18 protein-coding genes are annotated in these 19402 nt (G+C 44.1%); 5 read left to right on the forward strand and 13 right to left on the reverse strand.

What is annotated here, in order from left to right:
• Nucleotides 1-51: 51 nt before the first annotated feature.
• A complete protein-coding gene (locus V1U08_RS07835) occupies nucleotides 52-246 on the reverse strand; it encodes a hypothetical protein (protein WP_014231767.1) in 195 nt (64 codons plus the stop codon).
• An 86-nt stretch (nucleotides 247-332) separates the two neighbouring features.
• On the opposite strand from V1U08_RS07835, the gene V1U08_RS07840 reads away from it, so the two are divergent.
• The 4 genes from V1U08_RS07840 to V1U08_RS07855 all read left to right on the forward strand — a co-directional run bounded on the left by V1U08_RS07840 (nucleotide 333) and on the right by V1U08_RS07855 (nucleotide 5745).
• Entirely contained in the window at nucleotides 333-1019 is a 687-nt protein-coding gene (locus V1U08_RS07840; RefSeq protein ID WP_330470347.1) for a DNA-3-methyladenine glycosylase I, read from the forward strand.
• 382 nt (nucleotides 1020-1401) lie between these two features.
• Nucleotides 1402-3144, forward strand: coding sequence for an ABC transporter transmembrane domain-containing protein (locus V1U08_RS07845; protein WP_330470348.1), 1743 nt, complete (start codon nucleotides 1402-1404; stop codon nucleotides 3142-3144).
• Nucleotides 3145-4923, forward strand: coding sequence for an ABC transporter transmembrane domain-containing protein (locus V1U08_RS07850; protein WP_330470349.1), 1779 nt, complete (start codon nucleotides 3145-3147; stop codon nucleotides 4921-4923).
• A 273-nt stretch (nucleotides 4924-5196) separates the two neighbouring features.
• Nucleotides 5197-5745, forward strand: a complete 549-nt coding sequence (locus V1U08_RS07855) for an MSHA operon transcriptional regulator (RefSeq protein ID WP_330470350.1) — start codon at nucleotides 5197-5199, stop codon at nucleotides 5743-5745.
• 74 nt (nucleotides 5746-5819) lie between these two features.
• On the opposite strand, the gene V1U08_RS07860 is transcribed toward V1U08_RS07855, so the two are convergent.
• The 4 genes from V1U08_RS07860 to V1U08_RS07875 form a co-directional block, all read right to left on the reverse strand.
• Nucleotides 5820-6038, reverse strand: coding sequence for a hypothetical protein (locus tag V1U08_RS07860; RefSeq protein WP_014231756.1), 219 nt, complete (start codon nucleotides 6036-6038; stop codon nucleotides 5820-5822).
• Between the two features lie 102 nt (nucleotides 6039-6140).
• Nucleotides 6141-7256: an HD domain-containing phosphohydrolase gene (locus V1U08_RS07865; RefSeq protein WP_330470351.1), complete on the reverse strand. Its 1116-nt coding sequence runs from the start codon at nucleotides 7254-7256 to the stop codon at nucleotides 6141-6143.
• Nucleotides 7257-7501: 245 nt separating this feature from the next.
• Entirely contained in the window at nucleotides 7502-8707 is a 1206-nt protein-coding gene (locus V1U08_RS07870; RefSeq protein WP_118118479.1) for an aromatic amino acid transport family protein, read from the reverse strand.
• A gap of 387 nt (nucleotides 8708-9094) precedes the next feature.
• Nucleotides 9095-9697: a 2OG-Fe(II) oxygenase gene (locus tag V1U08_RS07875; RefSeq protein WP_014231753.1), complete on the reverse strand. Its 603-nt coding sequence runs from the start codon at nucleotides 9695-9697 to the stop codon at nucleotides 9095-9097.
• Between the two features lie 361 nt (nucleotides 9698-10058).
• Between V1U08_RS07875 and V1U08_RS07880 the strand changes: the two genes are divergently transcribed.
• Entirely contained in the window at nucleotides 10059-10997 is a 939-nt protein-coding gene (locus V1U08_RS07880; RefSeq protein WP_330470352.1) for a LysR family transcriptional regulator, read from the forward strand.
• 729 nt (nucleotides 10998-11726) lie between these two features.
• On the opposite strand, the gene V1U08_RS07885 is transcribed toward V1U08_RS07880, so the two are convergent.
• From V1U08_RS07885 to ureC, 8 genes are all read right to left on the reverse strand, one after another.
• A complete protein-coding gene (locus V1U08_RS07885) occupies nucleotides 11727-12200 on the reverse strand; it encodes a response regulator (protein ID WP_330470353.1) in 474 nt (157 codons plus the stop codon).
• Entirely contained in the window at nucleotides 12187-13524 is a 1338-nt protein-coding gene (locus V1U08_RS07890; protein ID WP_014231750.1) for an ATP-binding protein, read from the reverse strand. The genes V1U08_RS07885 and V1U08_RS07890 overlap by 14 nt, the downstream gene beginning before the upstream one ends.
• A 3-nt stretch (nucleotides 13525-13527) precedes the next feature.
• Complete coding sequence (locus V1U08_RS07895) at nucleotides 13528-14946, reverse strand: SLC13 family permease (RefSeq protein ID WP_014231749.1); 1419 nt, start codon at nucleotides 14944-14946, stop codon at nucleotides 13528-13530.
• 376 nt (nucleotides 14947-15322) lie between these two features.
• Nucleotides 15323-15853 (reverse strand): HupE/UreJ family protein, encoded by a 531-nt coding sequence (locus V1U08_RS07900; RefSeq protein ID WP_330470354.1) that lies wholly within the window; start codon nucleotides 15851-15853, stop codon nucleotides 15323-15325.
• A gap of 11 nt (nucleotides 15854-15864) precedes the next feature.
• The gene (gene ureG / locus V1U08_RS07905; RefSeq protein ID WP_014231747.1) at nucleotides 15865-16506 is read right to left on the reverse strand and encodes an urease accessory protein UreG; all 642 of its coding nucleotides are present in this window, start codon (nucleotides 16504-16506) and stop codon (nucleotides 15865-15867) included.
• A gap of 2 nt (nucleotides 16507-16508) precedes the next feature.
• A complete protein-coding gene (locus V1U08_RS07910; protein WP_243977007.1) occupies nucleotides 16509-17171 on the reverse strand; it encodes an urease accessory protein UreF in 663 nt (220 codons plus the stop codon).
• Entirely contained in the window at nucleotides 17171-17659 is a 489-nt protein-coding gene (gene ureE, locus V1U08_RS07915) for an urease accessory protein UreE (protein WP_330470355.1), read from the reverse strand. The genes V1U08_RS07910 and ureE overlap by 1 nt, the downstream gene beginning before the upstream one ends.
• 28 nt (nucleotides 17660-17687) lie before the next feature.
• Complete coding sequence (gene ureC, locus V1U08_RS07920; protein ID WP_330470356.1) at nucleotides 17688-19394, reverse strand: urease subunit alpha; 1707 nt, start codon at nucleotides 19392-19394, stop codon at nucleotides 17688-17690.
• Nucleotides 19395-19402 lie beyond the last annotated feature (8 nt).

Below are 19402 nucleotides of genomic sequence, written 5' to 3' on the forward strand. Positions count from 1 at the left end.
AGCCCTTCGTTGAAGGGCTTTGTTTTATCTGATTTCTCTACAAACAACGGGTTAATTCAACTCTGTCGTAATCACTACATCACGCGTTTCGTTATCCATGTCACTGATGCCGACCACTGAGACTTCACGATCCGAAAGTGTCTCAATCAAGCTGTCTTCTAATCCGCCATCAGCTAACCAAGTATAAAATTTCTCTGCGATGCGCTCCGAACCTTCTCCAACAAACGTTAATGTGACCTTCTTCATTTGTGACACTCCATCAATTTACGATTCAGCAACTTAAGCGTAGTATGTTTGGCAAACATCGACATCTACTAAGGCTAACTTCTTTTATGACCATTGAAAAATTTGACGCGATTTACCAACGCGCCGCCGAACGTAAAGGCGGTAAAGACCAACTTGAAGCCCTGCTTACTCACCCGTTAAGTAAAACAGAGTTAGCCGCTATTCCTGATGACCGTTGGTTAGCTGCATTTTCAATGAAAGTATTTCAAAGTGGCATTTCATGGAGTGTGGTACGAAAAAAATGGCCAAACTTTGAAGAGGTCTTTTTTGGTTTCAAAATCGAGTCATTACTTATGCTTTCTGACGAACAGTGGGAAACAAAAGCGACAGACGAACGTATCATTCGCCACCTGACAAAAGTGATGTCGATTCCCGCTAACGCTCGCATGATTCATGAAGCGAGCATTGAATACGGCTCATTCGGTAAAATGGTGGCAGATTGGCCTCAAGAGAACATCACTGAACTTTGGGCTTATTTAAAAAAACACGGCAAACGCTTGGGCGGAAATACCGGGCCATATACCTTACGCCAGATGGGTGCAGACACATTTATCATCTCGAACGATGTGGAGGCTTACCTGCGCAACTGCAAGATCATTGAAGGTGGTAAAGACACCAAGAAATCCCTGGACGCAGCCAATAAAGCCTTTATACAGTGGCAAAAAGAGAGTGGAAGAAGCTTAACGGAAATCAGCCAAATCATCGCATTTAGCACGGGTGATAATCGCATCTAATTGGTAACGACTGTGCTTATCTTTTTTAACCTAAGCTTGATCGGTTAGCTTATTCTGAGCTTAGGTTAACGCCGAGATTTTCTCTCAAAACACAAGTTTATTCCGGCTTAAAGCGTTGATTAAACTCAGTTAAAGTTATGTTTTAACGCTTTAAGTTACCAATTCGCTCTGAACCACCAAAACCACCCTATTAACATGAATTTCACATAATTTTGTTACATTGGCGGGTTGCAGTAATAAAGTAAGAAATTCGATAGAGCATATATTCAAAATCAATACAAAATATCGTATTTATGTTTGCTCAATATTTGTGCTTGTAAACTTTTCATTTCGCCCAATAATGGTTCCATAATAATTTCAATCAGTTAAGTTGGGAGGCGGAATGAGAATTTTCTGGCAGCTACGTTGGTATTTCAAACAGAAATGGAAACACTACGTTGGCTCTATTTTACTATTGGCACTGATCTCTGTCCTCCAACTGATACCGCCAAAAGCGGTAGGCGTGATTGTTGATGGTGTCGTCGATAACACTTTAGAAACAAGCACGTTAATTATGTGGTTGTTAGGTCTTAGCGCAATATTCGTTACGATCTACGTATGCAGAATATTGTGGCGTATATGGCTGTTTGGCGCGAGTTGGGAGTTAGGAACCATCCTTCGTAACAAGCTTTATCGCCACCTTTCAACTCAACCACCGCGCTTTTTTGAACGTTACAAAACTGGCGACTTAATGGCTCGCGGTACCAATGATGTCAGAAACATTGTAATGACTGCTGGCGAAGGTGTGCTTACCGCCGCAGATTCGTTAATTACAGGTATTGCCGTTCTTATCGTGATGGTGACTCAAGTTAGCTGGAAATTAACGGCTATGGCGCTTTTGCCTATGCCGTTTCTTGCCATCGTCATTTTCTATATTGTTCGTATCCTTCACCAACGTTTCCGCATAGCGCAAGAAGCTTTTTCTACAATGTCAGATATGACTCAAGAGTCATTGAACGGTGTTCGTATGCTGCGTGCGTTCGGCTTAGAGAAGCAAGAGCAACAACGTTTCGAAGATGTAGTGGACGACACAGGCGCGAAGAATATCGCAGTTGCGCGTGTGGATGCGCGTTTTGACCCAGCTATCCAACTGACGATTGGCCTCTCCTTTTTACTCAGCGTCGCTGCTGGTGCGTACCTCGTCGATAAGGGTGAAATCTCTCTTGGTGACTTAACCGCTTTCACTATGTATCTAGGCCTTATGATTTGGCCAATGTTGGCGTTTGCTTTCCTATTCAACATCTTGGAACGTGGCTCGGCGGCATGGAATCGTCTGCAAGAGATCTTTGATGAGCAACCTGAAATTGTCAGTGGCGACACTCTGCTGCAAGATAAGCCTCTGCCCTTGCAAATCAATATCGATACGTTTCACTGGTCAACGGATTTACCGCCAGCCCTGGCGGATATTAATGTGACGTTAGAACCAGGAAAAATGTTAGGTATTGCTGGCCCGGTTGGAAGCGGCAAATCAACATTATTGACGCTACTTTTCCGTCAGCATGATTTGGAAAACGGCACAATTAAATTTGGTGATGTATCAATTAAAGACGCTCAACTTCCGCAATGGCGAAATCGCTTTGCTGTGGTTAATCAAAGCCCATTCCTGTTCTCAAAATCGATCTTTGACAATATCGCATTGGGTAATCCAAATGCGTCTAAAGAAGAAGTGTACCGAGCAGCAAAACTGGCCTGTATTCACGATGACATTGAGAAGTTTCCAGACGGATACAACACCGAAGTGGGCGAAAAAGGCATCACGCTTTCTGGTGGCCAAAAACAACGTATTGCGATTGCTCGAGCCATGTTACTCAATGCTCAGGTCCTTGTTCTGGATGATGCATTGTCTGCTGTCGATGGACGTACTGAGCACCAAATTCTGAAGAACCTTGAAACACATTATCGTGATCAAGCCTTAATCGTGATTGCTCATCGTTTAACAGCACTCAAATCGGCTGATGAGATTATCGTCCTCAATCACGGTCATATTACCGAGCGTGGTCGTCATCATCTATTAGAGCAAAACCAAGGATGGTACGCGGAAATGCTTCAGTACCAGAAACTAGAACAGGCAATGGAGGAGGAGTAGATGAAACAGACAAGTACATTTAGGCGGTTGTTGTCTTACCCATTGTCCCAGCCAAAACCGATGCTCAAAGGTCTAGGTCTGCTGTTTATCGCCGCATTAGCCAGCGCAGGTGGGCCTTGGTTGATTCAATATTTTATTGATGAACACATTGCCAAAGGGGATTACTCACAAGGAGTCTTGATCACGTTGGCTGCAGGCTACATTGCACTACAGGTGATTTCAGCGACTTTTCAATACTTGCAGTCATTGCAGTTCAGTATGGTCGCAACCAACACCATTAAAACGATTCGTAAGCAAGTGTTCGCTGGCGTGATCAAACAGCCGCTTTCTGCCTTCGATTACACACCCGCAGGAAAGTTGGTCTCGCGAATTACTAACGATACCGAATCTCTCCAGCAATTCTATGAGCTCTTGATTGCGACGGTGGTAAAAAATGCCGTGATGATCCTCGTAATGCTGGGGGTTATGTTCTTTATGAGCTGGCAGCTCACACTGGTTGTTTTGGTGCTACTTCCAATCGTGATTGGTTTTATGTATCTGTTTAAGCAACTCAGTACAGAAAGCTACCGCAGAATGCGTGACTTGCTCACTGACATTAACGCCAACTTAAGTGAGTCAATCCAAGGGATGAGCGTTGTTCAGTTAATGCAACAAGAAGAGCGTTTTAATAAACAGTTTAACGAGTTAACCGAAGAGCACCTAGTCGCTTCTAAACGGGTTATTCGTTTAAACGGCTATCTATTACGTCCATTAATGGATCTGTTAGCCGGTCTTGCTTTGATGAGTCTGGTCGCTATCTTTGGTTTCAATGGCGTCGAGGTGATTGGTGTCGGTGTGCTTTATGCGTTCATCAGTTACCTGGGCCGCGTTACTGAGCCGCTGATTGAAATGACTCAACAACTGGCTCTATTGCAACAGGCACTAGTATCGAGTGAGCGAGTGTTTGAGCTTATAGATGCAAAAGAACAGACGTACGGCGATGATAAGGCCGTTCTCAAAACGGGCTCTATCGAGATTAAAAACCTGACGTTTAGCTACGATGGAAAGCAAGACGTATTAAAAGACATCTGTATTAAAGCTGATCATCAAGACTTTATTGCCTTAGTTGGTCATACAGGAAGCGGAAAAAGTACCCTAGCCTCGCTGCTAATGGGATTTTATCCAACAGAGATTGGCGAATTGCTAATTGATGGCCGTCCGCTCAATACGCTAGCCAAGCATGTGCTGCGTAAAGACGTGGCAATGGTTCAGCAAGACCCGCACATTCTTCCCGATTCAGTTAGGGAGAACGTTTCTCTGGGTCGCCCCGTTGAAGACACTGAAATATGGGATGCATTAGATAAGGTAGGTTTATCGGAGCAGATCCGTCGTTATCCTAACGGGCTGGATACTCAGTTAGGTCAGGGGGAAACTAACCTTTCCGCAGGTCAGAAGCAACTGCTTGCTTTGGCAAGGGTATTAGTGGCGAAACCAAAAATTCTCATTCTGGATGAAGCAACGGCAAACATTGACTCAGGCACTGAGGCTTTAATTCAAAAGAGTTTAGCGGTATTACGTCAGAATATGACTTTGATTGTGATCGCTCACCGTTTGTCTACGATCTTGGATGCCGATCAGATTGTGGTTCTTCATCATGGTGATTTAGTTGAAAAAGGTACGCACAAATCACTTCTTGCACAAAATGGCCGCTATGCACAAATGTATCAATTGCAACAAGCTAGCAGACATTTACAAGAAATTGAGGAAGAGGAAGCAAATCAATTGGAAGAAGCGGTTTAGAGTATGCGCCCGTAACCAGTTTACGGGCGTACTATTTTGGTGCAGTAATCACACCTTAATATTCAACTTCTGCATTTTGACGTAATTTAGCGTTACATTTCGCAACAAACGACAATAATTTTCTATTTCCTCACCGATAATTGACATAACCCCTCGCTAATTAACGCGATGTCGTTGTAAAATCGCAATTAAATTCAGCCAGTCTATTTTCTATTTCTCGATCGGCTGGTTATCACATTTCAATATTGCATATTAATCTCATGACTGAAGTCCATGGATAAAGATAAGTTTACTAATATCTATCGTTTACCAGGCTCGATTCAAATTCGCATTGGTAAATGGCAAAAAACGTTCCGCGGAACCTCAGATTTGGTTTTGCACCAAGCTTTAATGGAACGTAACAAACAATTTAAGAAACCAGACTTTCTCCCAAAAGGCTGGTGTATTACTCCTATTGACGAAAATGACATCACCGTAACACATCATGGCAAATATATTCAGACTGTCATGAGAACCATGCTGGACAGAAAAGTTTCTTATAAAAGGCTTTTCCTTTCTCGTATGAGCGAAGACAAAGGTGAACAAGTGCTTCGTGACTACAAGTTAGAGTGGGTAAGAAAGCACAATCAGATAGCGAAGAAGTACAACCAGATTAAGAAAAAGCAGTACATGAACTTCTCCAGAGAAGAAGAAGAGACCCTCTACCCTTCTATCCCTAAAGATGAGTTTGATAAAGCACTGTGGAACAAACTGGTGGTTTCTGCATTTGGTCCAGCAAAGAAATACAAAAACCCGCACTACGTACGCAAAGCGGATTTCTAAGCGCATCCAGTTAATGCAAAAGCAATTGCGCTGCGGCATTTATTATGTGTAAGCCGCAGCAGCGATGAAAAGGATTAATGACGAGAATCCGCGCTAAACTCTACTTCTTTGTATATATCAGCCAGCGATTTTTTACCTTGTCTGTCTTTGGCTGAACGCGCGTTTTTTGGTTGGTAATGATACTCTTGCTCATGCAAAGCCTGTTCATGCTCTTTGGCCGACTGAACAAACTCAGAATTCGCAAGTGCTTGTTGGCGTAAGCGGTTTACTCTTTCTAGGGTTTCCCACAACATACTTCACCTCCAAACTTAATCTAAACCACAACACTGTACATACATACAGTATTGTTTATAAAATCCTCCTAGTCAAATTTTCATCTCCTTCATTGTTTACCACTATTCGACAGAGCAGTGTTCTGGATATTTATGGATAATTTGTTTTAGATAAACTTGGTTATCCCGCAAGACGTTGACACACTCACCAGACAATAAACCATCACTTACCCATTTCTCTAACTCAATTAACGCATACGGAATAGACCATGCCTGACGGTTTGGGTGGTGCGTGGTCAGTACGTCAAAGGAGTTCGCAACTGCAACAATTTGAGCGGCGATTGGAATATCCTTTTCTTCCAATCCATGCGGGTAGCCTGACCCGTTTAAATTTTCATACTGATAAGTCACCATCTGCATGAATAGCACAACACTTGGATGAACGGGGTTACCAATGCGGGCAACGGTGTCATCTGCCGACTCGATACATTGCTCAATATGCTGGATGATGATGGACTCTTGCTCTTTGCTAAAATGACTACGATGACAAGCAATATCAATTGGCAATTGAATATCACTCACAGCATGGAACTGTGCGAAAATACCAATCTGTTCAACCATTTCATCCGTCAACTTATGTCGTTCCGCAAGGTGAACACCAAGCAAGTGAGCGTAAAGGCGCATTCTCTTAGTGTGGGCATAGCACTCTGGACAATAGCCAGGCATCGAACATAGCTTACGCTCAGACAGCCTTTCGATCTCATTCACAACATGATCTTCCGACTCCACGGCAAATTCGACCATATCAAAATAAGGTTTGAGCACATCCAGCGTTTCTAACTTAAATGAATTGGGTTTAACGGAATTCAAAAAGACAAAGCCGGTAAATACTTTGTTTTCGTAGCAAGGAATTGCGGCAGAAGATCGATACCCGTAGTTAAGCAGGACTTTAACGCGATCGCTGTGGTTAATGTCGTTGAGATCATCAACGATACGAGGTGTTCCGTTTTGAGCCGCGGCATACAAGTTGGGGAGTTTACGAAGTGGGGCTTCATAATGCGCTAAATCCCAGTTATCAAACTCAGTGTCAGCGAAAGATATGAGCATATCTTGTCTGGGGTGATATTTTGCGAACGACACCCTGTCAATGCATGGCATATGTGCCTGCATCCTATTTTTCAACGCTTGCAATTGCTCATTAAGCGGTTTTGCAAACGGATAAAAACTACGGTGTGTCATACTTCCACTCTCCCAGTCAAACTAGGTATTGAGCGAAAAAGCCCTTTTTATCAGTTTATTGCGTAAATTATCAGAGCAAATTTTTTCAACTCAAATTTTTGATATACCACAATATAAGTGTACAAAACAAAACCGAACATCCGCCAACTTTTTTAGCGGATATATCCAACTCACCTGATCCAGATTAAAAAAGCCAATGAGTCATACCCATTGGCTTTAAAAATGTTTAGTTTTAGACAGAATAATCAACCTAAAGCTGGCAACACTCCAAGCGTAATCAATATCTGTGCAGCGACGATTCCCGTACCTGCGATACCTGTGATCACTAACGCACCCTGCCCGCCAGCTACGCGGTATTCTCCGGCAAAATCGTCAGAGCGACGGACTTTAATAACCATAACCAGCGGTAAAAATATCGCTAGAATAGCCAGAGCGATAGCCGCATAGCCTAATGCCATAATGAAACCTTGCGGATAAAACAGCGCAAAGCCTAATGGTGGAGTGAACGTGATTAACGCAGCAATCAAACGGTTTGGCTTCTCACTGCTTCCTTTGATCGTATCGCCCAAGAACTCGAACAAGCCAAGACTCACGCCAAGGAAAGAGGTTAATAGAGCCAAGTCTGCAAACACACCAACAATGTTACCCAAATTTGATTGGTGAACCGTCAGTGATAACTGTCCAATAAGAGCACTTAATCCGCCATTTTCAATCAATGTATCCTGACTGACCACGCCTAACGTCACGACTTGCCAGAAGATGTAAATCACCAGAGGAATAGTAGAGCCCACGATCACGGCTTTACGCAATGAAGCAGTGTCTCCGTCTAAATAGTTCACAATAGCCGGAATACTGCCGTGGAAACCAAAAGACGTAAAAATCACAGGAATTGCCGCCACAATAAGACCTTGTCCTATTGGCATGCTTAGCAGGTAAGATTGCGTCACATTTGGCGCTAAAAATGACAGAACCGCAACCATAGTAAGAAGTTTGAGGGCAAACAAAACACGGTTCACTTTATCTACGGTACCGGTGCCAACAGTCACAACCAACGTCACTATCAATGTGAAAATGATGGTTGAAGTCGAGCCTGAAATATCAAGATCAAACCATTGGGTTAGGCGTTCGCCAAACTGTGCACCGCCACCAGCGATGTATGCCGCACACAAAGAGTAAAACAAAAATAGCATTGCAAAGCTGGCAACCCATTTACCCTTCTGGCCCAGTATTTGTTTCGCCAGAGTATGGAGTGTTGCACTGCTTTCAGCATACTGATGAAGCTCGAGCATCAATAAGGCGGTAAATGCCATTAAAGCCCAAAGACCCAACATAATAACGAGGGAAGTAGAAAAACCGATACCAGCAGAGGCAAGAGGAAGCGCCAGCATACCGGCACCAATTGTAGTCCCTGCAATAATTAGGGTGCTACCAAACACTTTAGAACGACTCATTGTATATTATTCTTTACATCACATTGAATATTAGCAGCACCAGATCGGGTAATAATGACCCTACATGACACCATATTTTGTTATGAGCCCGATATTGTAGGATATTCACGATAAGATCAAGCAAAGTGTAAGAATTAAAATCCATTAATGTATACTTATATTTACACATAGAAATCAGCCAAAAAAATTCATGACGATCGGGTGAGACTCATCACGACTATCAGGGCAAAACTTAATTATATGATTTCTGGTAGGTTTGTTATGGATGGTTGGGAGTGAAAACAGAGGATTCAGAACATGGTTGAAAATGTTCTGTTATAGGATGATGGCGAGACGTAAAGATTACGCCTCACCTGATTTTAATAAAAAGGGATTAAATCGTGTCAGTTAGCTTGCGATATCTAACAAATTATCTCTGACGCCATTGATACGGAACCAACCTGCGATACTAAATCGCTCTGCATTAGTCGGTAACACTTCATGTGGAAATTGTTCTGACAAGAAAACAAGAAGACGCCCTCCACGCGGTGGTATCTTAGCGATTACGTTGTCTTTAAGGTCATAAACGACCAGCTCGCCAGCGTCTTCTTCACTCCAGGCTTCATTCATGTAAAACACGGTGGTCAAACGACGATTTTCATTTCCTTTGAAACTATCGAGATGTTTTTTATAAAAATCGCCTTGCTCGTATTTCGCAAAGTGAGATTCATATTCAAACAGACCGAGGTATAGATGACGATTAACCGCTTCGCGAATGTCTTCCATCTTATTTAGGTAAGATGCTATCGGCTCGCCCATATCAGGTTTTAGCCATTGAATTTTGTCACTGCGAATGGATTCTATGCGTGTAACATCTTCATTACGACCAATGCGCGCCTTTTTCCAATTGTCAGGGATACACGCTCTTAAGTGAGCAACCTCTTCTTCTGAAAGAAAATCGTCCCAAATATAATATCCATGAGTCGCAATAGCATCGATCAGTTCGTTCATTTAATCTATTCAATCGTGTGGTTGGATGCGTCTTATATGTAATTCAACCAACAACGACAAATGTGATATTTTGTCGATACGACAACTATTTAGTTTTATAGGTCGTCCTTCTCATTTCCGCTCTGTGTTCCCTATTAAACCTTACGAAAACAGAAACCCTCTGCTTTACTAATAGGATTGTTTGCAAACCGCCTATCCACATTTTCTCGGTAACAACGCTCAAACTGGACGAGATGGGACGAACAACCCTCATCATAATCGAATTACGATAGTGATAAATACCATAAAATCTTATCTTCATAACATGATAAATTACAAAATTGCTGTTATTCTCGAATAAAACAAAGACCTAAACTCACTTATGGACTATATCACTCTTTCTAGAATCAGTTTGAAACACCTCACCGTGTTACACATGTTGCTGACAACACACAGTGTCACTCAAGCTGCAGAGCGACTTTGTGTTACACCTTCGAGTGTCAGTAAAACACTAAGCCAGCTTCGTGAAACTCTAAAAGACGAACTTTTCTATCGTGATGGTACCCGTTTAGTACCAACCCCATTTGCAATAAATATCGGTCCTTCTATTCACGGCATCTTGTCTAGCATGAACGGCTTATTGCACCAGGGCTCATTCAGTCCGGCGTACTATCAGGGCGATTTCTCCATTGCGATGCGTGAAAGCTCAATGGAGCTGTTTGCTCCAGTCTTGGTCCACTTGTCACAACAGCTTGGTAACCATGCTTATTTAAACGTCCATTCTAAAGACGAGATGAGTTTTGATGCGTTGATCAGAGGTCAGATTGACTTCTTGTTGCTGCCCCATGACCTTAGTCAGCCACCGACTCATAACAAAGATCTCGTTTGGCAAACCATATTAAAAGATGAGCTGATCTGTTTGATGGGCAAATCTAATCCGCTGGCCAAGCAACCACTGACGATTGAAGGATATCTGTCCGCTCGGCATGTAGGTATTCATGATAAAGACCTTTCTCGGCCATACTTTGAGCAAAATTTGCAACAAAGGCACCAGAAACGAAACCTTGCCATGCGCGTCGCTGATTTCGGCTCCGCAGCGGTAATGTGCCATCATACAGATTACTTATTCACCTGCTCTAAACGTTGGGCAAGAATCGCACTGCAAACAAAAGGTTTGGTTGAGCAGCCTCTGCCGTTTGATTTTGGGCAAGTGTCGTATAGTTTAGTCTGGAACAAAGCGAGTTTAAATGATCCCGCCTTACGCTGGTTACAACAGCAACTACTTGATGCATGTAAAGTGCTTAGCGCTTGTGAATATTGACTATTAACATTTTGAACAAGCTGAAGATGTAAAGATGGGATTTTTGTCTTGAGAATCGAGGAAGATTCCCCACCGGATGTCGTCACTACGCAGGTAAACGTCTTAACATCATCAAATCGCCCACCGCTTATATAGAGTAGCCAGCCATTTTTAATTTAGATTGTACTGGTCTATCTCTACTACGGTAAACGCAGTGGGTTCACTCCTTTTTAAGCCAAACAACGTTGTTGTTTTGTTATTCTGTCGAACCACACACAGAGTTTACTCTAGCCAACGATTTGCAACTAATGAAAAAACCCGCACGCACTATTTCCAAAAAAGAAATAAGATATAGCTAAATTAGCATTTAATTGTACAATTCAAGCCGCCAATCTTGATTAGTTTCTTCTAAACAACGACCTTGTAAAAATCAGCAGTTATTTCATAAAGTTAATTAAGTTACACACAACAAGAATGAAAGGTGATTAAATAATACATAAACGTGCCTCTTTCACGCCATAAGCAGCGAAGAAGCCTTGTGTGATATCGTCAAGCCGTAAGGCAAATAATTAAAATTGCTGATTATATCTGAATGTATTATTCGCTACGTTTTTAGCGTAGGAACAGTATGACATATTTCCATAACAGAAATTAAAAGACTTAGAGATGATAGATTTCTATTTCGAGGCGTGGGAAATAAAACGGCTACGATTTTGAACTCGTAGCCGTAAAAAATGACAGAGATATTCGTTATCTAAGTCTTTCAAAGACAACGCTTTGATCAAGGTGTTCATGGTATTGAGTATAATCCAGCCCCATATCAAAGATGTATGTGGTCACCAGATTCCTCACACACTCTACCAACTGGCTGGCCTGCCACGGCTTCTCGAAGTAACGGTCAATGCCTGCGGTATTAATCGCATTAATGGTATCTGTGTGCGTTGCCTGCCCGGTTAAAAGGACTTTTCTAGTATGAGTAAAACGACTGTCTTTTGAAATTTCAGCCAAAAGCTCAACGCCAGTTTTTCCTGGCATGACGTGATCAGAGATGATCAAAGCAATCATTTCACCCTCTGCATCAAGTTCATCTATCAGTTCCAGAACTTCATCTGCGGACTCACAATCTTCTATGTTTATCCACTGAGATAATGGTTCTAGATCAAGTAAAACTGCGCTTAACACCTCTCGTTGGTCATCAACGCAAATTAAATTAAGCTTCTCCATGTTCACCCTCTACCGGTAATTTGATTCTAAAAATAGTTTTGTCGCTGTTACTCTTTACAACAATCGAACCGCCATAGCCTGCTACGATGCGTTTAACTATCGACAAGCCCAAGCCCAGTCCAAATGACAGTCCACCTTTCTTGGTAGTGAAGTTCGGCCGAAATATCTTTCTACGCGTCGCTTCATCTATCTCAGGGCCATTATTAGTGATAGTGACAAGAATTTTTCCTTTGCTGGCTCGAGTTTGAATCTCGATGACTGGCGAATCTACGCTAATGAGCGCATCACAAGCATTTTTTAAGATATTCACCCAAATCTGGACGAGTTCGGTCTGTGAGCCAACAAACAAAGGAAGTTCCGCAGGACTAAAACGAACTTGTACTCGTCTTAAATCACTTTGTAACAATGCAACCGCTCGGTTAATCGAATCATTGATATTCAAAGCCTCATCCAGATCGATATCGGTGCGACCCAATTGCTTAACAGAGCGAACAATGCCCACCGTATGCTTGGAAGCCAGACGCAAGTCATGAAGATCTCTCCCCATCTGCCAGTACCTGATGGCTTCCTCAGGACGCTTCAACCAATGCTCTGAGAGGTAACCTTCTGGTACCGCTCGAGCCAAATCCCTCGCTAAGTCTCTCGGGAGGCCATAATACTTTTCAAAATGCTTGCCTCGTTTGCGTGCCTCACTAGACGAGACTTTTTGCCCCTGAAGCAAGCCAAAATCAAAAAACTGACTCGCCTCCGGATGCACTTCCTCTAACAGCTCCATAATCACAGTTTGTAACCGTTCGGACTTACTGCTCACTACCCCAATGGCGTTGTTAAGTTCATGTGCAATACCCGCAGCCAATTGCCCCAGCGTTGTCATCTGCTCTGCAGTATGAAGCTTTTGCAGGGCCTTTTCTTTTGCAAGTGCCTCTTCCATTGCACGGTGCTGACGGCGAGATAACTCGTTGACCATTACCGGCATAAATTGCGTTGTCAGAGGACCGAATTGTGATTCTTGCACCGCTGGCGTACTGCGCTCTATCCAAGCTAGCTCTGCGGCTGTTTGAGCAACCACGGTTGACGACGCCGTCCACGTACCAGAAAAAAAGCTATGCACCCCGATAAATGTCCCCTCGGAGGCGGAAAAAACTTTAATGGGCTTTTTGTCATCTTCTGAGTAGTAGCCCGCCAATTCACCCGAAATCACGAAATATAGACGATCGTTATAGCCAGCTTGTTCAATCAATACCGACCCTGCCGACACATTAATTCGTCGGTCGTTATTATCGAAGTAGCGTTCTACCAACGCATCTAATTTGCTTTCATACATGACTTAACCGATATGCCCTACAGAATGCAGTATCCAAACCATAACAAAGCTTAGCAGTACACCCACAACACCAAGTACCACGCCAATCCGAGCCATTTGGTTACTTTGTACATGCCCGGTAGCATGAGCAAGCGCATTTGGTGGCGTACTGATTGGCAGAGACATACCCAGAGAAGCAGCAAACGTCACTACCAGAATCAACGTTACTTCACCACCTAATGGTGTTAGTGATGCCATCGATGTACCTAGAGCAGCCATAATTGGCATCAACAAGTTAGCGGTTGCCGTATGCGACATAAAGTTGGCCATGGCTAAACAAAGGAAAGCGGCACCAAACAACACCACATAAGGTGAATATTGGTCGAATGGAATGCTGTTCACGACTAATTTAGCCAAGCCGGTTTTATCAAGGGCTAACCCAAGGGCAATACCACCAGAAACCAGCCAAAGTACGTCCCAGGAAATTTTCTTTAAATCTTCTTTGTTGATGATGCCAGTTAAGGAAAAAACCGCGACAGGAATCAAAGCGACTGTGTATGAGTTCATGCCGTGTGCTGAACCCATTAACCAAAGAATAATCGTACCCGCAAATGTAATGTACACAATCATCGCTTTTGGCGTCTTCAGGAATTTGCTCTTAATATTCAAGTCGATTGTGGTTTGTTCGGCTTTATACATTGCCCCGATAAGTACCCAAGCTAGAGCCATCATAATCACGACAAACGGCACACCAAATACCATCCATTCACCAAAAGTAATCAGGTTCTCCCCGACTAAATATTTAAGTGCAATCGCGTTCGGTGGCGTCCCGATAGGTGTCCCGATACCGCCGATGTTTGCCGCAACTGGAATACACAAAGCAAATGCGATTCTACCCGGGTCTTTCGGGCCGAATACAGCAATGACGGGAGTCAGGATAGATAACATCATCGCGGTAGTTGCCGTGTTAGACATGAACATGGAGAAAATGGCGGTAATCAGCATCAACCCCAACATAACGTACTTGGGATTTTGTCCAAACGGCTTCAAAAGTACACGCGCTAAGTTCACGTCCAAACGGTACTTAGTCGCCGCCATCGCCAGAAAGAAACCGCCCAAGAACAGCATAATAATTGGGCTGGCAAAGGTCGCCATGATCTCATTGTATTGCAACAACTCGCCAAAATGCGCCTGCCCTTCTTGTGCCCTAAACAACACGATTCCCTTATTGGAAATCAGCAGTAGTTCCAGAACAATAATCACCACCGAAGTTGCGTAAATTGGGATAGGCTCGAAAACCCAACACAACGCCGCCAGTAAGAAAATCGCGATAACGCGCTGTTGAATAATGGTGATGCCATCAAATGGAAACGCAGACAAAGGCATCAGCCAGATGATTAACGGAATTATCGTTGGGATGATGTATTTAAGATAAGGACGCATAGTGCTACTTCTCTTCCTGAGATGGTGTAAAGATGTAGGAGTTTCACTAATAAACGGACGTTTTGCTGTTTCGAATATTGGCTTTGTTGATGATGCTTATCCGAAACAAACGCAGCTAATCACGACTCCGATTTGGAATTATGCGCACTGTTAAGGGAAAAAGATTTGGTGTTAGATCAATGAACTTGTATTCACATTCGAAAACATCTTTGAGATGTGTTCGACCTCACTAAATACGTGTCATAAATAATAATTTTCGTTATAAGTCACTACAACCTCATCCCCTTGGTCTCTGAAAATAAACATGCCGACATTCGCCGGCATGTTTTCGCTTTGGTTTGGAAAGGCGATGTGACAACCGCTACAACAAAGTCTTTTATTGACGGGCAAAACGCGCCTTTATCGCCACGACTTGTCTAGAAACCGTATAAGTAGCACCAATTACCAGTGCGCTCGCCAGCATTACACCCAAACCAAATTGAGTAAATGATCCCTGAGCCTCAGCGCCTTGCACCAATCCATGAGATAAACTGAAAAGAAGTATCGCAGCGGCAGCAATCACACTCTTCGCACCACCCTTTTTAAGAGCGATAAGCGCAAGCGGTAAACCGATTAATGAACTAGCGACTAAAGCTTCTACTGAATTAGCCACAGCCCACTCAAGACCAATCGCATACCCGCCAATAATTGCTGCCATTATCAATGCTGAAATTTGGCTTGCTCTGCGTAGTGCAAAGCTTGAAAGAAACAATCCGATCAATGCCATTGCAGATAAATGATCCCAGCCGGTCAATGGGTGCAAAAAACCTTGAGAAAAGCTGGCCTGCATTGCGTGGCCCGTATGGGCAAAACTGCTTGCACTGACTAAAGCCAAACTTGCTGCAAATCCTTTTGTTAGTCCTTTCATATCACTATTCCTCATGCTTCCGTTACTTCAACTTTTACGTCACGCTTCTCCAGCATGCCGCGCTCAACAATAAAATTGATCACTTCCTGTAATCCATCACCACGAATCAGGTTAGTAAATACAAATGGCTTTTCGCCACGCATCTTTTTCGCGTCACGGTCCATAACGTCTAACGATGCATTAACCATCGGTGCAAGGTCGGTCTTATTGATGATCAATAAGTCAGATTTAGTGATACCCGGTCCACCTTTACGAGGGATTTTATCTCCCGCGCACACGTCAATAACATAAAGCGTTAAATCAGATAACTCAGGGCTGAAGGTCGCACTCAGGTTATCTCCGCCACTTTCGACTAACACGAACTCTAAGCCGGGATGACGATCTTGCAGCTCATCGATCGCTGCCAAATTCATAGACGCGTCTTCGCGAATAGCCGTATGTGGACAACCGCCTGTCTCCACGCCCAGAATACGGTCGGATTCTAACGCTTCATTACGCAGTAAAAATTCCGCGTCTTCTTTGGTGTAAATGTCGTTAGTGACAACGGCTAAATCGTAATGTTGGCGCATTGCTAAACATAACTGACGCAGCAGCGCCGTTTTGCCTGAGCCAACCGGGCCACCCACACCAACTCGTAAACATTGTGTACTCATCCTTAACTCCTAAATAATCTTGAATATTGGGTTTCATGCCATGCACAGGCCATCGCAAAGTTCGGTAAAGTCAGCCCTATTGCTTCGTCTTCTACCGCAAACCCTGTGGTAATTGCTTCTTCAATTTGTGGCATTAATGCGATGAGAACGCGTTGGGCTGACGTCTGCCCCAACGGCACCGTTTTACATGCCACGGTAATTTGATTCTCCAGCCACGACCAAAGCCACCCCGTCGCAGCTTGCTCCAGTGATACACCAAAGTGCTGACAAGCTTTGGCAAATAACGGCAGATAAGTCATTGTTTTTGCCTGTGGCGGTAATTCCACTTCTAAGCTCGTTAATAAACGATAAAAGGTTTGCCCAAGTTTTTGCTCTTCCATTACCAGCTCCGACGTTTCCCGGTTTGCCAGTAACACCGCCTGCCAATGCTCCAGAGCTGCCATGTCGTTTGCTTGCCACGCTTGATAACATCGAACTAAAAGTGGTACTTCCAAATTGGCCTGGGCATGATTAAGAATCGGTTCAAGCCAGGTTTGTAGCGTCGCCTCATCGCTCACCCACTCCAGGTCTACCGCCGTTTCCAAACCTTGGCTGTAAGCGAATGCACCAATAGGCAGACTCGGACTGCTAAGGTGCAACAGAGAGAGTAATGACTGAACGTTCATTAGTGGCTATGCTCCCCATGGCTGTGATTAGGTTCACCATGTGAATGACCGTGACTATGCCCACTGCCGTGATACGCACCTGACTCAGGGTTAAACATCGCTTGATGATGGTTGCACTCCAGCCCAAATAGTTCGACCATCTCCTCCAATACGTGGTCAGGTTGAAAACGCAGCCAAAGTTCACCGATTTCCATTGGTACATGGCGATTTCCCATGTGGTAGCAGGCTTTGGAAAAAGTTAGCCAGTCTTTTGCTGAAGCCGTGACGATCTCTTCCTCCTGAGCTTCGACCAGAAATACCTTTCCGCATTCAGTGAAAAGACAGTCACCATCTTGAAGAACATCACCTCGTGGTAGAAATACGCCTACATCCATGCCCGTTTTGCTAGATGCTCGAAAACGCCCGCGTTGACGCACTTCATAAGCCAATACAATCGAGTCATCAATTTCACCATGGTGATGATCGGAGCGACTAATTACTCGGTACATAATAAAATTCCTTCTTTAAACTGAGCGATTAGAACAGGGTGTAACGCTGCGCGAGAGGCAACTCTGTCGCTGGGTCGCACGTTAATAATTCGCCATCCGCTCGAACTTCATAAGTTTGTGGGTCTACCGTCACCGTTGGCATATAGTCGTTTAGAATCATGTCGTTCTTGGTGACAGTCCGGCAATTCTTGCAGGCTATCAACTCTCGCTGTAAGCCCAGTTTGTCTTTCAGCCCATTCTCACTGGCGACTTTGCTGGTGAAGGTGACGGACGTTGCAGAAGCTGCGCTACCAAAACCGCCAAACATACGGCGATAGTGAACAGGTTGAGGCGTCGGGATTGACGCATTCGCATCGCCCATTGGTGCTGCAGCAATAAAGCCACCTTTAATGATTAACGCTGGCTTAATACCAAAGAAAGCTGGTTTCCAAAGAACGATATCCGCTAGCTTACCCACTTCAAGAGAGCCGACCGTATGATCAACACCATGCGCGATTGCAGGGTTAATCGTGTATTTTGCGATATAGCGTTTCGCGCGGAAGTTATCCGCCTGAATCTCTTTGTCTGGTTCAAGGTAGCCGCGTTGCACTTTCATTTTGTGCGCGGTTTGCCACGTACGGGTAATCACTTCACCCACTCGTCCCATCGCCTGTGAATCCGAAGCAATCATGGAGAACGCCCCTAAATCATGGAGAATATCTTCTGCTGCAATGGTTTCTTTGCGAATACGAGAATCTGCAAACGCGACATCTTCCGGAATGTTTGGATCAAGGTGATGGCACACCATCAACATATCCAAATGTTCATCGACGGTATTCACCGTGTAAGGACGTGTTGGGTTGGTTGATGATGGCAGTACGTTTGGCTGACCACAGGCAACAATAATGTCAGGAGCGTGACCGCCACCCGCACCTTCAGTGTGGTAAGTGTGAATCGTACGTCCTTTAAACGCTGCAAGTGTGTCTTCGACAAAACCGGATTCATTCAGCGTGTCTGTATGAATGGCGACTTGCACATCGTATTTTTCAGCAACGGTCAAACAGTTGTCGATCGATGCAGGTGTTGTTCCCCAGTCTTCGTGCAGTTTTAGTCCGCAAGCACCGGCTTCAATTTGCTCTGCCAACGGCTCCGGCAAACTTGCGTTCCCTTTGCCTAAAAAGCCAAAGTTCATCGGCATTTGGTCCGTACTGCGCAGCATTTGCGCCATGTTCCAGGCTCCGGGTGTACACGTCGTAGCGTTCGTTCCCGTTGCTGGGCCAGTACCGCCACCAATCATGGTCGTGGTACCTGCCATTAAGGCTTCCTCAATTTGCTGAGGGCAAATAAAATGGATGTGAGCGTCGATAGCACCTGCCGTGACGATATGACCTTCGCCGGCAATCACTTCGGTGCTTGCGCCGATGTTAATCGTGACATCAGGCTGAATGTCTTTGTTACCTGCTTTTCCGATCGCGGCAATGTTGCCATCTTTAATGCCAATATCCGCTTTTACGATGCCCCAGTAATCAAGAATTAACGCATTGGTGATCACGCAGTCCATCACTTGATCACGACATAACTGGCCTTGTCCCATGCCATCACGAATGACTTTACCGCCACCAAATTTCACTTCATCACCGTATACGGTGTAATCCTGCTCAACTTGAATAAATAGCTCAGTGTCGGCCAGACGGACTTTGTCGCCTACAGTCGGGCCATACATATCGGCGTAGGCGCGACGAGAAATTTCTGCCATTGTTTAGT

This window comes from Vibrio sp. YYF0003 (genome assembly GCF_036350715.1).
GTDB lineage: Bacteria > Pseudomonadota > Gammaproteobacteria > Enterobacterales > Vibrionaceae > Vibrio > Vibrio natriegens.

Coding starts and splice junctions, on each gene's coding strand:
- V1U08_RS07880 (WP_330470352.1), top strand. CDS start 10,059: ATGGACTATATCACTCTTTCTAGAATCAGTTTGAAACACCTCACCGTG.
- V1U08_RS07850 (WP_330470349.1), top strand. CDS start 3,145: ATGAAACAGACAAGTACATTTAGGCGGTTGTTGTCTTACCCATTGTCC.
- V1U08_RS07875 (WP_014231753.1), bottom strand. CDS start 9,697: ATGAACGAACTGATCGATGCTATTGCGACTCATGGATATTATATTTGG.
- V1U08_RS07840 (WP_330470347.1), top strand. CDS start 333: ATGACCATTGAAAAATTTGACGCGATTTACCAACGCGCCGCCGAACGT.
- V1U08_RS07870 (WP_118118479.1), bottom strand. CDS start 8,707: ATGAGTCGTTCTAAAGTGTTTGGTAGCACCCTAATTATTGCAGGGACT.
- V1U08_RS07835 (WP_014231767.1), bottom strand. CDS start 246: ATGAAGAAGGTCACATTAACGTTTGTTGGAGAAGGTTCGGAGCGCATC.
- V1U08_RS07860 (WP_014231756.1), bottom strand. CDS start 6,038: ATGTTGTGGGAAACCCTAGAAAGAGTAAACCGCTTACGCCAACAAGCA.
- V1U08_RS07855 (WP_330470350.1), top strand. CDS start 5,197: ATGGATAAAGATAAGTTTACTAATATCTATCGTTTACCAGGCTCGATT.
- V1U08_RS07910 (WP_243977007.1), bottom strand. CDS start 17,171: ATGAACGTTCAGTCATTACTCTCTCTGTTGCACCTTAGCAGTCCGAGT.
- ureC (WP_330470356.1), bottom strand. CDS start 19,394: ATGGCAGAAATTTCTCGTCGCGCCTACGCCGATATGTATGGCCCGACT.
- V1U08_RS07900 (WP_330470354.1), bottom strand. CDS start 15,853: ATGAAAGGACTAACAAAAGGATTTGCAGCAAGTTTGGCTTTAGTCAGT.
- V1U08_RS07890 (WP_014231750.1), bottom strand. CDS start 13,524: ATGTATGAAAGCAAATTAGATGCGTTGGTAGAACGCTACTTCGATAAT.
- V1U08_RS07865 (WP_330470351.1), bottom strand. CDS start 7,256: ATGACACACCGTAGTTTTTATCCGTTTGCAAAACCGCTTAATGAGCAA.
- ureE (WP_330470355.1), bottom strand. CDS start 17,659: ATGTACCGAGTAATTAGTCGCTCCGATCATCACCATGGTGAAATTGAT.
- V1U08_RS07885 (WP_330470353.1), bottom strand. CDS start 12,200: ATGGAGAAGCTTAATTTAATTTGCGTTGATGACCAACGAGAGGTGTTA.
- V1U08_RS07845 (WP_330470348.1), top strand. CDS start 1,402: ATGAGAATTTTCTGGCAGCTACGTTGGTATTTCAAACAGAAATGGAAA.
- V1U08_RS07895 (WP_014231749.1), bottom strand. CDS start 14,946: ATGCGTCCTTATCTTAAATACATCATCCCAACGATAATTCCGTTAATC.
- ureG (WP_014231747.1), bottom strand. CDS start 16,506: ATGAGTACACAATGTTTACGAGTTGGTGTGGGTGGCCCGGTTGGCTCA.